This is a genomic window from Myxococcus sp. MxC21-1, assembly GCF_032612255.1.
GTDB classification, from domain to species: Bacteria; Myxococcota; Myxococcia; order Myxococcales; family Myxococcaceae; genus Myxococcus; species Myxococcus virescens.
This window is the reverse complement of sequence record NZ_CP123278.1, coordinates 8,863,370-8,877,779: the sequence shown is the minus strand read 5'-3', so window position 1 is coordinate 8,877,779 and position 14,410 is coordinate 8,863,370. Positions and strand designations below refer to the sequence as shown.

General features: G+C 70.2%; 10 protein-coding genes, 3 pseudogenes and 1 CRISPR repeat array (1 of these 14 only partly in view). Of the genes and pseudogenes, 11 read left to right on the top strand and 2 right to left on the bottom strand.

What is annotated here, in order from left to right:
* Window positions 1-161: 161 nt before the first annotated feature.
* The gene (locus QEG98_RS40035; protein WP_316565101.1) at window positions 162-1,250 is read left to right on the top strand and encodes an AI-2E family transporter; all 1,089 of its coding nucleotides are present in this window, start codon (window positions 162-164) and stop codon (window positions 1,248-1,250) included.
* A gap of 12 nt (window positions 1,251-1,262) precedes the next feature.
* Here QEG98_RS40035 and QEG98_RS40030 read toward each other — a convergent pair whose 3' ends face one another.
* Both QEG98_RS40030 and QEG98_RS40025 read right to left on the bottom strand, forming a co-directional pair.
* Window positions 1,263-2,870, bottom strand: coding sequence for a serine/threonine protein kinase (locus QEG98_RS40030; RefSeq protein WP_316565100.1), 1,608 nt, complete (start codon window positions 2,868-2,870; stop codon window positions 1,263-1,265).
* Window positions 2,871-3,146: 276 nt separating this feature from the next.
* On the bottom strand, window positions 3,147-4,070 hold the full coding sequence (locus tag QEG98_RS40025; RefSeq protein WP_316565099.1) for a DUF2381 family protein: 924 nt from the start codon (window positions 4,068-4,070) through the stop codon (window positions 3,147-3,149).
* Window positions 4,071-4,393: 323 nt separating this feature from the next.
* Here QEG98_RS40025 and QEG98_RS40020 point away from each other — a divergent pair, with 323 nt between their 5' ends.
* The 10 genes and pseudogenes from QEG98_RS40020 to cas2 all read left to right on the top strand — a co-directional run bounded on the left by QEG98_RS40020 (window position 4,394) and on the right by cas2 (window position 13,989).
* Complete coding sequence (locus tag QEG98_RS40020; RefSeq protein WP_316565098.1) at window positions 4,394-5,863, top strand: SAVED domain-containing protein; 1,470 nt, start codon at window positions 4,394-4,396, stop codon at window positions 5,861-5,863.
* Window positions 5,864-5,950: 87 nt separating this feature from the next.
* A complete protein-coding gene (gene cas6 / locus QEG98_RS40015; protein WP_090495960.1) occupies window positions 5,951-6,562 on the top strand; it encodes a type I-MYXAN CRISPR-associated protein Cas6/Cmx6 in 612 nt (203 codons plus the stop codon).
* Window positions 6,559-8,798: pseudogene (gene cas3 / locus QEG98_RS40010) on the top strand (CRISPR-associated helicase Cas3'). The gene cas6 and the pseudogene cas3 overlap by 4 nt, the downstream one beginning before the upstream one ends.
* Window positions 8,705-9,735: pseudogene (cas8a1, locus tag QEG98_RS40005) on the top strand (type I-MYXAN CRISPR-associated Cas8a1/Cmx1); the annotation flags it as partial. The pseudogenes cas3 and cas8a1 (QEG98_RS40005), both read left to right, overlap by 94 nt.
* Window positions 9,709-10,407, top strand: coding sequence for a CRISPR-associated protein Cas8a1/Csx13 (gene cas8a1 / locus QEG98_RS40000; protein ID WP_410478100.1), 699 nt, complete (start codon window positions 9,709-9,711; stop codon window positions 10,405-10,407). The pseudogene cas8a1 (QEG98_RS40005) and the gene cas8a1 (QEG98_RS40000), both read left to right, overlap by 27 nt.
* A gap of 31 nt (window positions 10,408-10,438) precedes the next feature.
* Window positions 10,439-11,346 (top strand): annotated as a pseudogene (gene cas7i / locus QEG98_RS39995) (type I-B CRISPR-associated protein Cas7/Cst2/DevR).
* On the top strand, window positions 11,343-11,987 hold the full coding sequence (gene cas5, locus QEG98_RS39990; protein WP_090495964.1) for a type I-MYXAN CRISPR-associated protein Cas5/Cmx5/DevS: 645 nt from the start codon (window positions 11,343-11,345) through the stop codon (window positions 11,985-11,987). Before cas7i ends, cas5 begins: the two are co-directional and overlap by 4 nt.
* Before the next feature lie 45 nt (window positions 11,988-12,032).
* Entirely contained in the window at window positions 12,033-13,052 is a 1,020-nt protein-coding gene (gene cas4, locus QEG98_RS42600) for a CRISPR-associated protein Cas4 (protein ID WP_410477910.1), read from the top strand.
* The gene (gene cas1, locus QEG98_RS42595) at window positions 12,937-13,692 is read left to right on the top strand and encodes a type I-MYXAN CRISPR-associated endonuclease Cas1 (RefSeq protein WP_410478099.1); all 756 of its coding nucleotides are present in this window, start codon (window positions 12,937-12,939) and stop codon (window positions 13,690-13,692) included. The genes cas4 and cas1 overlap by 116 nt, the downstream gene beginning before the upstream one ends.
* A 3-nt stretch (window positions 13,693-13,695) precedes the next feature.
* Entirely contained in the window at window positions 13,696-13,989 is a 294-nt protein-coding gene (gene cas2 / locus QEG98_RS39980; RefSeq protein WP_316565095.1) for a CRISPR-associated endonuclease Cas2, read from the top strand.
* A 250-nt stretch (window positions 13,990-14,239) separates the two neighbouring features.
* Window positions 14,240-14,410: a CRISPR direct-repeat array (repeat unit 36 nt; unit sequence GTCCCGCTCGCCGTGATGCCGAAAGGCGTTGAGCAC); it runs 1,648 nt beyond the window's last position.

Here is a 14,410-nt window from a genome sequence, read left to right as displayed (position 1 = left end):
GATGTGCCTTGAGTTTCCTCGGGGCGCGCCATTGAGGGACGGGCCGCCCTGGCCATCCGTTGGATTCCCGCCGCGCGCCCGCCGCGTCCGTTCATGAGGCCACACCGTCAGGTGGCCTCCCGGTGCCATGCGCCGCTTCGTGCATAGGGTGCGCACGACGTATGGCCACCCTGGACCCGCCCTCTGCCTCCTGGCTCACGCGCTGCGCGCTGTTCAGCGGCAAGCTGCTCGTGGTCGCGGCCGCGGTGGTGGCGCTCGTGCTGCTGCTGGCGCGGCTCTACCTCATCGTTCTGCCGACAGTGGCGGCGCTGCTGCTGGCGACGTTGCTGTATCCGCCCGTCCGGTGGCTGTCCGCCCACCGGGTGCCCCGGGCGCTTGCGACGCTGCTGGCGCTGCTGGTGCTGCTCCTGGTGGGGGCGGCTGGGGTGTTCCTGCTCGTGCCCAGCATCGTCCAGCAGGTCAGCGCGGCGGGCTCGAACGTGCGGGCGGGATTGGAGGGCCTCGTCGGAGGGGTGACGCAGGAGCTCCCCGTGTCCCGGGAGCAGCTCGACGGCCTGCTCGAGCAGGGGCTCGGCTTCTTGAAGTCGAACCTGGGCCGCATCACCACCGGCGTCCTCGCGGGCGCCAACTTCGCCGCGCAGGCCGTGGCGGGCGGGCTGCTGACGGTGACGCTGCTGTTCTTCTTCGTGAAGGACACCGAGCGACTCGGGGGCTGGGTGCTGGCTCGGGTGTCTCCGTCGCGGCGTGACACGGTGCGCGCCGTGGGTCTGCGCGCCTGGGGAACACTCAGCGGATACCTGCGTGGCGTCGTCATCGTCGCGCTGGTGGACGCGGTGGGCATTGGCGCGGGCCTGGCCATCATCGGCGTGCCGCTCGTGCTTCCGCTGGCGGCGCTCACCTTCGTGGGCGGGTTCTTTCCCGTCATTGGCGCCACCCTGGCGGGTGTGGTCGCGGTGCTGGTGGCGCTCATCACCAACGGGCCGCTCGACGCGCTCCTGGCATTGGCCGTAGTGCTGGGCGTGCAGCAACTGGAGAGCAACGTCCTGGAGCCCGTGGTGATGGGGCGCGCGGTGCCGCTGCACCCGGTGGTCATCCTGCTGTCCATCACCGCCGGGGGCGTGCTCTTCGGCGTGGCGGGCGCCTTCCTCTCCGTGCCCGTCGCCGCGGTCCTCTCCGCCGCGGGCAACGAGCTGCGCCTGCGCGACGAGGCGCGCGTCCTCGAGAAGCCTTCGACGATTGCGCCGCCGTGAGCCGGAGCGGCGTCAGGGGAAGTGGTCCACCACCTGGGCGTTGGACCACGGATGCGCGCGGGTGTGGCCGGGCCGTGAGCCCCGGTACTTGGACATGCCTGTCTCGTTGCCCAGGATGAAGCACACCGGGTACTCGCTGCCGTCTGGCGTCCGCGCGCGTGTGTAGCGGCCCTGGATTTTCTCGCCGCCGGTCCAGATGCGCCCGTACAAGAGCGTGTTGGCCGGGAGGCGATCGATGGGCCCATCGAGCCGACTGGTGATGGGGCCGTCGCTGACGACGATGCTGTAGTTCGTCTGGTACGAATCGTCCGGCTGCTGGATGTCGAGCTGGATGTGCCCGCGGGACCTCAGGTCGAGCCCGAGTTGACGCATGGACTCCAGGGCTTCTGCAGGGCAGCGCGCGGGCTCGGGCCGGACCTGCGTGCCTGCGCAGGCATTGAGACTGGTCGCGGTGAATGCTGCCAGCAGGTAACGGTGGAGTCGGAGGACACAGCGCGCGTGGGGCTCGGTCGTGGACATGGCATCTCCCGGCCATGGCGGCTCGGCGGTGGAAAACGGAAGGGCCGTGGCGGGCGAACCAGTGTCGGCTGGTCCTCCGGTCCGCGCCAGTTGCTGAACGGGATGAGACGGAGTGGGGGCGGCATGAGGTGGGCCCGCGAGCGTCAGTCCCCAGGCCACGCACGCAACCAACGTCAGGGCTCCAGCGACTCGCACCCATCGGCTCTCGTGCCTCGGCTCCGGCGGGCTCGCTGGCTCCATGCGAGGTTGCGTCTGGACCTCCGAGAACACCCGGCGCCGCAGCCAGCGGCCCATTCGATGGTGCTGAACCCGGGCCGCGCGTAGGGCCCTCGCATGGAGAAGGGCCGCTTCTTCTCCCGGTGCCACAAGGCCCCAGGTGTCCTCGTCGCGTGTCGTGCGTGTCGCCGTGGAGGGCCCCTCGTACCAATCGAACAGCGGGACGTCCCAGTCCGGTCCCGCGTGCGCCTGGGCCTGTTGGACTTCCCGGGCGAGGTCCCCCGCGCTGCGCGGCCGGGCTTCAGGGGTGAACGCGAGCAGTCCCTCAATCCAGCGTGCGAGCAGCTCGGGCACACGCGGGTTGAGGGCTCTCAAGGTGGTGGAGGTCACTGGGGAGTGCGCCTTGTCCAGGACGAGCGGCGGATACTGCTCCACCACCAACCGGTGAAAGGTGACGCCCACCGCGTACAGTTCGTCCGCGACCGTGTAGGGGTAGTGCTCGGAGCGGGCGGTCTGCCGTGGAGCCTTCATGCTCCAGAGGATGGCCTGGGGGCTGCGATAGGGCCCGGTCCCGGGCGGCAGCCGCGCGGCGGAGGTGATGGGGGCAGCACGGGGATGCCAGCATGCGCCCCAGTCCAGCACCACCAGTCTTCCGTGTTCCTCGACGCGAAGGTTCTCCCCCTTGAAGTCGCGGTGAAGCACCTGCCTGCGATGCGCGGCGTCCAAGGCCCACGCGGCCTGCGCCAACAGGCCGGCGACGTGCCGCGCCGTTGGATTGCGCGCCCGAGACCAGTCATAAAGCGTGCTGCCTCGCACGTACTCCAGCACGAGGTATGGGTAGGCGGCGGTCCCTGCGCGCCAGGTCCCCGTTGCTTGCAGCCGCACAACTCCAGGGTGGCGGAGCAGGTGCAGCGTCCGCGCCTCGCGCTGGAATCGCGGATCGCCGGGGAGTGGGCCAGTTTGAGCGCGTAGCTGCGGCCTTCGGAGCGCGAGCGCACTTCGTACACCGTGCCGTTGCCGCCGCCTCCGATGCGGCGCTCCACGCGCCAGCGTTCCACGCGCGTGCCGGCAGGCAGGGCCTGTGGAGACATCACGAGGGGGCCTGGGGAAGATGCGCTTGGCTCCAGTCGCATGACGGATTCCTTCGGGGCTGTCGCACGTCTACGGTTTCAGTCGCGCCCATCGCACGCCGCGGCGCCGGCCCGTGTCCCAAAGCTCCAGCGCGTAGGCGGGTGGAGGGCGCGTGGGAGCGGGCCACTGCACGACGGCGACCGCGCTCTGGCCAGGCAACAGACGCGGCTCCTGCAGCAACAGGGGCAGCTCCATCGGCTCGCCTGTTGGCCGCCCGTTCGAGTCCAGCGAGGTCAGCCGCGCAATGCCCGGTTGCCAGGGCGCCTCGCCCGGCGGGTTCTCCAGATTCACCGCGAGCGCTACCCACGAGCCGGAGCGATAGCTATCAAGCTGACGGACCTTGAGCTCCGCCTCGCTGGCTGGGGTATCCATCCACGTGCCGAGAACTCCCGTGGTGCCGATGGCGCCAGAGAGAATGGCGCCCGCAAGGCCCGGGTGTGGCACCTGCCGACGCGCTGTGGCCAGCCGGGCCTCCAGCAGTGCGTTGCGCTCACGCAGTGCCACCAGCTCGGCTTCCAGTTGCGCCACGGTGGCGGGGTGGCGCCGGACGTCGATGACCGAGTCCACCACGTTGGCCTCGGTGGTCAGCTCCAGGACGAGCCGTTGTGGCGCGGCCGCGTCCGTGAAGCGCAGCACCAGCGGCGGAACGCCCCGTGCGGGCATCGCGACGGCGGGCTGGAGCAGCAGATGCGTCCCCGTGACGTCCAGCCGGGTGAACAGCCCGCGTAGGGCCTCGGGAAGCTCACCTTCCAGCACGGCGTCCGAGTCGAGCAGCACCGTCGTCACGACACCGGGCGCCAGCCTGAGTCGCTGGACAGGCTCACCCGCGCCCGCGCTCAGGGCCACGGCCCGCTCGATGCGCCGCCACCGCTTCGTGTCTGGCGCCTGGGCCAGCGCTGCCGTGCCCAGCAGGAGCACCACTGCCGTCATTACCAACGAGCCAGGGGGGAACACGGCGGGGCAACCTCCAGGGTTCTAACCTACTCGAAGGGGATGACACGGCGGGGCGCTTGGACGAGCGCGAATGTCCCGCCTTCTTCGAGGAAGAACGCGCCTCCGTCTGGCACCTCGGAATGGGCGATGTCTACCTGAAAGGTAGTCAGATTCGCGCAGGACGTTCAGCGGCCGTCGGGAACACTCCCGCCACGCGCGGAAGAAAAATCACCGGGCCCGCGATGGGTTGTCCCGCGCGTTGGCGTCTTCCTTTTCGAGCGCCGCCTTCCATACCCCTGGGGAGGTATCCACCGCCGTCCCTGGCGTCGCTATGAGGGAGCGTCATGGGAGAGCAGAGCGCGTCTCGCCTGGAGGGCGATCGCTATCAGCATCTGTTGGGCTGGTACGAGCTGCTCCGGCTGCTCGACGCGGGCAGTCCCTTCTCGCACGGCTATGTCGAGCACCCGGAGGCGGGCTCGGCGGATGACGTGACGCTGCACGCCCGGCCCGGTGCCGGCGTGGCCAGTCGATACATGCAGGTGAAGTGGCACGTCGACCACCGGGATACCTACTCTCTGGCGGGGCTGGTGACGCCGCCTCGGGTGGGCAGCTCCTTGCTGCGCAAGCTGCTGGAGAGCTGGTTGCTGCTGCGGCTCCAGGGGCCTGTCGAAATCTGGCTGTTGAGCAACTGGGCGTCGGCGGCGGACCTGGGCCGCTATCTGCATGGCCGGGACCACTGCTTCACGGATGCGTTCTTCGAGCAGCCGCCACGAGGCGCCCTGAAGAAACACTGGGCGGAGTGGGAACAACGGCTCGGTGTATCGGCTGAGATGCTGCGGGCGTTCTGCAAGGACTTGCGCTTGCGGCTCGGCGTGGGCGGCATCGCCGACCTGGAAGAGCAGGTGGATGACCGGATGGGGCGGCTTGGCCTGCGCATGGGACGGCAGCCGCGCGCCATCGCGGTGGACGGGCTTCGGGAGTGGATTGAGGTCGGCGGCGGCAGGAAGCACGTCACCCCCGACTCGCTGCGCGACGCCATTCGCGCATGGGGACTGCTGGCCTCACGGGAGGACGCGCCCGCCGTGAGCCTCTGGATTCATGGGTGGGCGCGACGTGAGTGGGCGCAGCCTCCCACCGAGGAGCTGGACTGGACGCCTCACTTCGACCGCGACACGCGGGCGGTGCCGTCGGAGTCGGTGTGGCGCGACGTGTTGCTGCCTTCGTTGCTGGCTGTGCGACAGCGGCTGTCGAGGCGGCCTGACGGTGCGTTGATTGACCTGCGGGGCAAGCTGCCGCTGAGCACGGTGCTGGCGGTGGGCTTCCACTTCCCGGAGGTGGGCGGCTACCGCTTCCGCGTCGAGCAGCCCACGCGAGGAGAGACCTTCTTGTGGCGCTCGGACGCGAAGCCGTCTCCGCGCAGGTTGCGTGTCACTGGGCACGAGGGCAACGCGGATGCCACGGGACTGCTGGTGGTGTTCCAGATGACGGGGGATGCCCGCGTGGACGTGGAGCGCTTCATGGCCGAGCGGCCAGGGCACTTCCGTGCCGTGCTCTACCTGGAGCCGGAGGATGGGCCCCACGACGGCGCCGTCGGCTCGGATGCGGACGCGGTGGCGTTCGCCGTCCAGGCGCGCGAACAACTCCGGCGCGCGCGCAACGAGCTGCGCACTGCGGTCACTCATCTCATCCTTTACGCCCCCTCGGCGTGCTGCGTGTTCCTGGGCCAGCGGCTCAACGCCGTGGGCCCGGTCGTGGCCTACGAGCGCACCGGCTCAGGTGGCTACGCGCCCGCGCTCACGTTGCAGACAGGGTGAACGCCATGCCGCCGATTTCCGCCCGCACGTTTCGTACCGCGTTCAGCACTCCTCGTTTCATGACGCCGCTCCGGAAAGGTCCCTCACATGCCTGCCATTGACCTGCTGTTCCCCGTGCAAGGCGGTCCGGTGCCGCTCGACCACGCCTATCTCTTGTTCTCCGCGCTCTCCCGTCACATCCCCGCGCTGCATGAACGCACGGACATGGGGGTGTTCTCGCTTCGAGGTGTGAACAACACGCGGGAGTTGCTCTACCTGGGGCGAGGCACGCTGCGCCTGCGGTGCCCAATCGAAGCCGTGGCTACGCTGCTGCCGCTGGTGAGCGCGCCGCTGGAGGTCGCGGGGAGGCGCCTGTCCCTGGGCGCGCCCTCGCTCCATGCGCTGGAGCCCGTGCCCGCGTTGTCCGCACGGCTGGTCACCTTCAAGCACGCGATGGATGAGTCTTCGTTCATCGTGGCTGTCTCCCGGGCACTGGAGGCGCTTGGCGTCCAGGCCACGCTGAAGGTGGGGCGCAGGCGCATCGTGCGCATCGCTGGCAAGAAGGTCGTGGGCTTCGCGCTCGAACTTCATGGCTTGTCGGCCGAGCACTCGCTGCGCGTGCAGGAGCAGGGCCTGGGAGGCCGCCGTCACATGGGCTGCGGCCTTTTCCTCCCGCCCGGCCGGGCGGCCCGTGTCCAGTCTCGTGGGAAGGCCGCGTGAAGCGGCTGTTGGCCAAGAGCACGGCCACGCCCGACAGACCCGAGGGCGAGGCCACGTTGTTGGGCCACACGGCCCTGGTGCTGTCAGCCGCGCGGAAGCTCCTGGAGCACCGGGGGCGCGCGTCGCTGCTGGCCGCGGGCCTGGACCCGGCGTTGGAGCCCCGGCTGCGGCGCATCGTCCTGCTGGCCGCCGCGCTCCATGACCTGGGCAAGTGCAGCGAGCACTTCCAATCCATGCTGCGCCGCCAGCGCGAAGCGCCGCAGCTTGTCCGTCACGAAGCGCTCTCGCTGTGGCTCTGCTGGCCAGGGCAGCCGCTCTCCGCATGGCTCCAGCGGGACGTGAGCGAGCTGGACCTGTGCCTGGCGCTGGTCTGCGTGGCTGCACACCACCGCAAGTTCCAGACAGAGGCCTTCGCGCCCGACGGCACCGGAGCGGGGCTGTCGCTGGAGTTGCGGGTCCAGCATGAAGACTTCGCCCGGACGCTGGGGCGCATCGCCGAGGAGTTGGCGCTGTCCGCTCCGCCACTGTTCACCACGCCCATTGTGCTTCGAGCCACGCGGAAGGAGCACCCGCGCGACCAACTCCAGTCGTGGCAGGACGACTTCGAGCGGACCGTGCCCGCCGGCTCCGTGGACGCGCGGCTCCTGGCCGTGTGCAAGGCGTTGGTGCTCGCGGCGGACGTTGCGGGCTCGGCGCTCCCCGGAGCGGAGAGAAGCAGGACTGGGTGGACCGTCAGCTTACGGCGCCCCATCCCGCCGAGGCCCTGCGCGCCGTGGTCGAACGCCGCCTCGCGGGACGCACACCGCGACCGTTTCAGGAGGAGGTGGCCCGCAGCGCCGCGCCGCTGACCCTGGTCCGCGCGGGCTGTGGCAGTGGCAAGACGGCCGCTGCGTACCTCTGGGCCGCAAGACAGCACCCCGGCCGTCCGTTGTGGCTCACGTATCCGACGATGGGCACGGCGACAGAGGGCTTCCGGGACTACCTCCACGGCGCGGACGTGGAGGCCCGATTGCAGCACTCACGCGCGGCGGTGGATTTCGACATCTTCGGACTCCGCGACGGCGCGGCGCCGGGGACGGGCTCCCGCGACCAGGACCGGCTCGACGCGCTCCGCTCCTGGGGCGCCGACGCGATGAGCTGCACGGCCGACACGGTGCTCGGGCTTGTCCAGAGCCAGCGGCAGGGGCTCTATGCTTGGCCCGGGCTCTGTGCGGCCTGCGTCGTCTTCGACGAAGTCCACGCCTATGACGACCGGCTCTTCGGCTGCCTGCTGCGCTTCCTGGAAGCCCTGCCGGGAATCCCCGCGTTGCTGATGACCGCCAGCCTGCCCACCACGCGGGTCGACGCGCTGCGCGGCGTGTGCGAGCGCGTTCATGGCCGGAGCCTCGCGGAAGTCGAAGGGCCGGAGGATTTGGAGACACTGCCGCGCTATCAGCGGCTGGACGTCGCGGAGCCGTGGTCCCTCGTGGCGGAGTGCCTGCGAGACCACGGCAAGGTGCTGTGGGTCAGCAACACGGTGGATCGCTGCATGCGGACCGCCGAGGCCGGCACGTCGCACGGTGCGCGCGCGCTGCTGTACCACAGCCGCTTTCGTTACGAGGACCGCGTCCGTCGCCACGGTGACGTCATCGAGGCCTTCGCCACCGAGGGCCGCGCGGCCTTTGCGTCGACGACGCAGGTCGCGGAGATGAGCCTGGACCTGTCAGCGGATCTGCTCGTCACGGATTTGGCGCCCATCCCGGCGCTCATCCAGCGCTTGGGGCGGCTCAATCGCCGCAGCACTCCGGAGCGGCCCGCGCCCGTGCGGCCTTTTGTGGTGCTCCCCTTCGATGGGCCGCCTTACGCCGCGCCGGACCTGCGCGACTCGCGTGCATGGTTGGAGCGGCTGGGAACGGGGCTGCTGAGTCAGCGGGACCTGGTGGACGCATGGGGGCCGCCCGGGATGACGGATGCGCCGCGGCGGCAGTCCAGCACCTGGCTGGATGGACGCTTCGACACCTGGCCCGCGCCGTGCCGCGACGGGAGCCCCAGCCTCACGGTCCTCCTGGAACAAGACGCCCGTGCCGTCCTGGACGGAGCGGTGAGCGCTCACCGGGTCACCCTGCCCATGAACCTGCCACCCGAGTCCTTCAAGTGGCGTGCATGGCCCCGCGCGGGCCGGCTGCCATACCCCATCCCTCCAGCGAACGCGCTGGACTACGACGGCCTGCGAGGTGCGCGATGGCGAAAGCCGTGAACCCACGGAAGAAGGCCTTGCCCGCTCCGCTCTCCATCCGGTTGTACGCACCGGGGATGACGCCGCTGCTGCGCGCGGGCGCGGGCGGGTTGGCGGCATCGCTCCGCGCCATCCTCGGGAGCGCTTCACCCGCCGCGCCGTGGCCTTCTCCGGTGCGGCTGGGGCCCGGGGCGGCGACGGTGGGGCGGGAAGCCATCCACCTGGACTGGGGCGGCAAGGCACCGGAGGCCACGCTCCGGGCGCTGTTCGGCGCGTCATTCCAGGTGAAGCAGGGCTTCATCGACCTGCCGGGCACGCGTCCACCCGGAGCGCCGGAGCCACCGCCCGAGCTGGCCGCCGCGCTCCACGACGCGCTCAAGGTGACGTTCCTCCAGCATGGCAAGTCGACGCAGGGAGGAGCGCGAAGGCGCGTCACCTTCGAGGTGGACGCGCGGCCCGTCATCGTCGAATCCCAGGGCTACGAATCCTTCGTCCACCAGACGGCCTGGCAGAGCGTGCTCGAGGCGTTGGAGGCGGGAGCGACGTCGTTGGCGAGCTGGGCCTATCCGGGCGCGGCCGAGCGGCACATCGGTGTGCGCGTCACCAAGGTGGAGTACACGGCGGCGGAGGCGCTCTGCGCGTGCTTCGCGCTGGTGGGGTGTGTCTCCTACAAGCTGCCGCAGCTCCGGGGCGGGGCCTTCGTGGCGCTGGCGCCCACGAACTGGTCCGCTTCGCGGAGCTGCGCCCTGGGCTGACACCCAAGCGGCTCCGTGACGTGGCGGTGGCGGGGGCGTCGGACGCGGTGCTCGCGGCTCAGTTGGTGATGGCGCAGGAGGCGGGGAAGAAGCGGCTGGGGGCCGTGCTGGGGACCACCGAGGCCGTGGCGCTGCGGCAGATGCCGTGGAACGCGCAGCAGAAGATTCGCGGTGCGGTGGTGCGGCAGGACGCCGTGCGCGAGGCGGTCCTGGACCGCTACGAGGCCGCCGCAGCCGCGCTGCCGCACACGCTGCGAGTCCGCAAGCCCGAGGGCAAGGCGAATGGCGAGGCGGGCTACTTCATCGCGACCAGCGCGCTGCGCGCCTTCATCACGGAGAACCTCGCGGCTTCACGCCCCTGGTACGCGGACTTCGCCACCGCGACGACGGCGGAGGGCCGCTTCATTCACGACTACCGCGACCGGGACAACCTGGGCGCGCTGCTGTGGCACGAAAGGAAGGGACTCATCGCCATGCATCCGTACCTGGGAGAGGCCGAGCAGTGGCTCGTCCAGAGCGTTCACCTCGCGCTCCGGAGCCGGTTCAAGAGCATTTATTCGGACACGAAGGAGAGCGCTCCGGCCACACGCTCCAACCGGCTCAAGGGTGAGCGTGAGCGTTGGCGGCTGAGCTTCGCGGGGGCCAAGACGCCGGAGCAGGTGCGCGCGGCGCTCGCGGACCTGTGGAGCCGCGCGGGCACCAACCGTGAGCTCCAGGAGCATTGGCGGGACATCCTCCCACTGCTGGGGCCCGAGCGGTGGCGCGCGGCCCGCGACCTCGCGCTGGTGGCGCTGGCGAGCTACCAGGGCAAGGGGGGCGAGGCCGCGGAACTTGAGGACGCGGACGAGGCCGCTGGCGCGTCCGAGCAGTCCTGAGCAGCTCCACACACCTTCCCGGAGTCCATTCATGAGCCTTCACGTCTTCGCCGCCTTCGTCACGCCGCTGGGAACCGCCGCCAACAACCGGGGCCTCACCGAGGGAAACATCACCAGCCTCCAGAAGCTGGTGTGGAACGGACAGGTCCACACCACCGTCTCCGCCGAGTCCATCCGCTTCGCCTTGCGGCGGCGCTTGAATGAGCAGGAGCCGTGCAACCGCACCTATGACGATGCGTCACGCGCCAACGCGTGGAAGGACGCCGCCTTCAGCGCCTGGTCGGGGAAGTCGAAGGAGAAGACCTATATCGATGATGACCTGCTGGGCTTCATGTCCGCGGAGGGGGCGAAGCAGGAGAAGGAGAAGGGCACGGCGAAGGTCCGCCGCGCGGTGCTGGAGGTGTCCCGGGCAGTGAGCCTCACGCCGTGGTCCGGGGACGTCACCTTCAACGCCGCGAGCCCCGGGGCCACGCCCTCCGCGCAGAAAAAGGGCAGCAACCCCGTGCCCTACGGGACGGAGATGCACGCGACACGCTACCAGTACGGCGTGGCGCTGACGCCAGCGGCGCTGCGAGTGCCGGCCCGTGCCGTGACGGCGCTGAACCAGCTCTGCGCGCTGGGGCCCGTCGCGGGCAACCACGGCCGCTTCCTCTTCGACTTCAGTCCGGAGTCGGTCGTCTTCCGGCTCACTCAGGAGGCCGCGCCGCGCATTCTGTATGCCTTCGAGCCGTCCTCCCGCGCGGGGGCGTGGAGCTCGCCGCGCTGCTGCGCAAGGTGAAGAGCGGCGACGTCCCCGCGAAGGAGTTGGTGTTGGGCGGGCAGGTGGTGGAGGGGCTGGGCGCGGAGGAGCGCGAGGTGCTTTCGGGCGCGGAGCTCCACGCGGGCGTGGTCGCCGCCTGCCGCGCGGCGTGCAAGCGGCTGGAGGCGAGGAAGAAGTGATCGCGCTCGAACTGTCCGTGCCCGTGGCGTGCTGGCGCAAGGGCCGGGCGCGCGAGCTGGTGGAGACCGAGGTCCTGCCGCCGCCCGCGACGTGCTACGGCGCGTTGCTCTCGCTCGTCGGTGAGCAGGACCGGGAGCGGCACCGGGGCTGCCGCGTGACGGCGGGGTTGTTGAACGCGCCTGTCATCAGCACGGTGCTTCGCACCTTCTGGCGGTCGAAGAACCTGAAGGTCGCGAAGGGGAATGAGGAGAACGCCGCGCCGGACCAGCAACAGCTCGTCATCGACGCGCGCCTGGTGGTCTGGTGCGACAGCCGGGAGGAGCCGGACTCGGGTGAATCGCTGGAGGACCGCGTCATCCGGGCGATGCGTGAGCCCGGCTCCGTGACGCGGGCCGGGGCGTGGTCGCTCGGGGAGTCCACGCACCTCATCAATGACGCGCGTCTGCTCCCGGAGGGGCGGCCGCCAGCGGGCTGTCGGGCCTTCCTGACCGCGTCCACCGGCGCCCTCACCCTGCCGGTCTGGGTGGACCACGTGGGCACTCGTGGCACTCGTTACGAGGTGGGGCGGCTCGAAGAGGTCTTGGCTGCTCCCGAGGTCCAACGGCTTCCGCGCATCCCGCTCGCGGAGGGCGCTGGATAGGTGTCTGTCGTTGTCACGCGGTACCGGGGCGGGGGGCCCCAATACATGAACGCATCATCCACGAGTCCGAAGCCTGTCGTCGGCGAGCCGTCCATCCGCACGCACGCGTTGCACGCGTTGGCGTACTGCGAGCGGCTCTTCTACCTGGAGGAAGTGGAGGAGTTGCGCGTGGCGGACGCCGCCGTGTTCGCGGGACGGCGGCTGCACGTCCAACTCCAGGAGGAAGGCGAGCGCGTCGAGCTGGAACTGGCGAGTGAGGCATTGGGCCTGCAGGGAAGGGTGGACGCGGTGAGGACGCGGGAGGGGACGCTGGTCGTCTACGAGCACAAGCGCGGACGCCATGCGCCTGGAGGGGACGCGCCAGAGGCATGGCCGAGCGATCGGCTCCAGGCGGGGGCCTACGCGCTTCTGGTGGAGGAGCGCTTCCCGGGGGCGCCCGTGGAGTGCAGGGTCCGCTACCACCAGACGGACACGACGGTGCGCTTCCCGCTGGATGAGGCGCTGCGGGGCGATGTGGCGGCGGCCGTGGCGCGGGCCCGGCTGCTGCGCGCGTCGCGGGAGCGGCCACCCGTGACACAGGAGGAGCGCAAGTGTGCGAAGTGCTCGCTGGCGCCCGTGTGCCTGCCGGAGGAGGAGCGGCAGGTGGCGGGGGAGGAGCGGCCCCGGCTCTTCCCGGAGGATGATGTGCGGCAGGTGCTGCACGTCGCGACGCCTGGGACGCGGGTGGGGCGCGCGGCGGAGGAGCTGGTGGTGACGCCACCCGAAGGGGAGGGCGCGCCGTCGAGGCAGCCCGGGCGCATGGTGTCGGCGCTCATCGCGCATGGAGCGGTGCAGGTGAGCGCGCAGGCGCTGGCGTACTGCGTGGAGAACGACATCGGCGTGCACTGGTTCACGTCCGGGGGCGCTATCTGGGGGGATTGGGCGGAGGGGAGGCAACGTCCACCGTCGGCTGCGGCAGTTCGAGGCGCTCCGGCAGCAGGACGTGTGCCTGGGGCTGGCCCGCCGCCTGGTGGCGGCGAAGCTGGATGGGCAGCTCCGCTTTTTGCTGCGCTCCTCGCGCGGTGACTCGGAGTCGCGTCAGGTGCTGGCCTCGGCGGTGCGGGACCTCCGGGCGTTGCTGCCGAAGTGCGAGGAGGCTCCGTCGCTGGAGGTGCTCCTGGGGTTGGAGGGCGCGGGCGCGGCGCGGTACTTCGGCGCGCTGCCGTACCTTCAAGGCGACGACGTGGACACGCGGCTGCGCTTCGAGGGGCGCAACCGGCGGCCTCCGAGGGACCGGTTCAACGCGGTGCTCGGCTTCTTGTATGGGCTGGTCCACCGGGAGGTGGAGGCGGCCATCCGGGCGGTGGGGCTGGATGTGGCGTTTGGCTTCTACCATCAGCCCCGGGGCACGGCGGGGCCGTTGGGGCTGGATGTGATGGAGCTGTTCAGGGTGCCGCTGGCGGACATGCCGCTGGTGGGCTCGGTGAACCGGCGGGCGTGGGACGCGGACGCGGACTTCGAGGTGACGTCCGAGCACGTCTGGCTCAGCAAGGCGGGGCGGGCGAAGGCCATCGAGCTGTACGAGCGGCGCAAGCGGGAGACGTGGAAGCACAACGTGCTGGGGTACTCGCTCAGCTACGCGCGGCTGGTGGAGCTGGAGGTGCGACTGCTGGAGAATGAGTGGACCGGCAAGCCGGGGCTGTTCGCGACGTTCCGCTTGAGGTGAGCCATGGCCGAGCTGAGGCGCTGGTATTTGATTACCTATGACATCCGCGACCCGCGGCGGTGGCGGAAGGTGCATGCCCTGCTGAAGGGATACGGGGAGTGGTTGCAGCTCTCGGTGTTCCGCTGCTCACTGACGGACCGGGACCGCGAGAAGCTGCGCTGGGAGCTGTCGCGGCGGATGGACGCCGTGGATACGTTGCTGGTGATTGGGCTGTGCGGCGGGTGCGTGGAGCGAGTGCGCGCCATCAACGCGAAGGAGGACTGGCCGGAGGAGCCCGCACCGTTCAAGGTGCTGTGAAGCAGGCGACAATCAAGCACCTCGCCGTGGCGGAGGCCCGCGATGGCGAAAGTGGCGGATTCCCCTGTCGTTTCATGGGGTTGGGGCTCTTTGACAGGTGAATAGGTGCATGAACGATGAAAAGCCGAGTGATTTCATGGGGTTGGCGATTTTGGGTGGGGTCTGAGACAGCCAACCTGGGCGAAGGAGGGGGAGGTGCTTGAAAAGGGGCTTGTAAGGTGCCGGAATTGCTGGGAGATTCAGGCGGGCTGTCCCGCTCGCCGTGATGCCGAAAGGCGTTGAGCACGCGTCAGCAGCGCCTTCTGGTCAACGCCGGCCTGGTCCCGCTCGCCGTGATGCCGAAAGGCGTTGAGCACTCCTCGTTGTCGAACGGGCGCCCCACGGTGAAGGGGTGTCCCGCTCGCCGTGATGCCGAAAGGCG

Bases quoted from the DNA above. Each gene is read 5' to 3' on its own strand.
- cas4 (WP_410477910.1), top strand. From the start codon at position 12,033: ATGAACGCATCATCCACGAGTCCGAAGCCTGTCGTCGGCGAGCCGTCC.
- cas2 (WP_316565095.1), top strand. From the start codon at position 13,696: ATGGCCGAGCTGAGGCGCTGGTATTTGATTACCTATGACATCCGCGAC.
- cas6 (WP_090495960.1), top strand. From the start codon at position 5,951: ATGCCTGCCATTGACCTGCTGTTCCCCGTGCAAGGCGGTCCGGTGCCG.
- QEG98_RS40035 (WP_316565101.1), top strand. From the start codon at position 162: ATGGCCACCCTGGACCCGCCCTCTGCCTCCTGGCTCACGCGCTGCGCG.
- QEG98_RS40020 (WP_316565098.1), top strand. From the start codon at position 4,394: ATGGGAGAGCAGAGCGCGTCTCGCCTGGAGGGCGATCGCTATCAGCAT.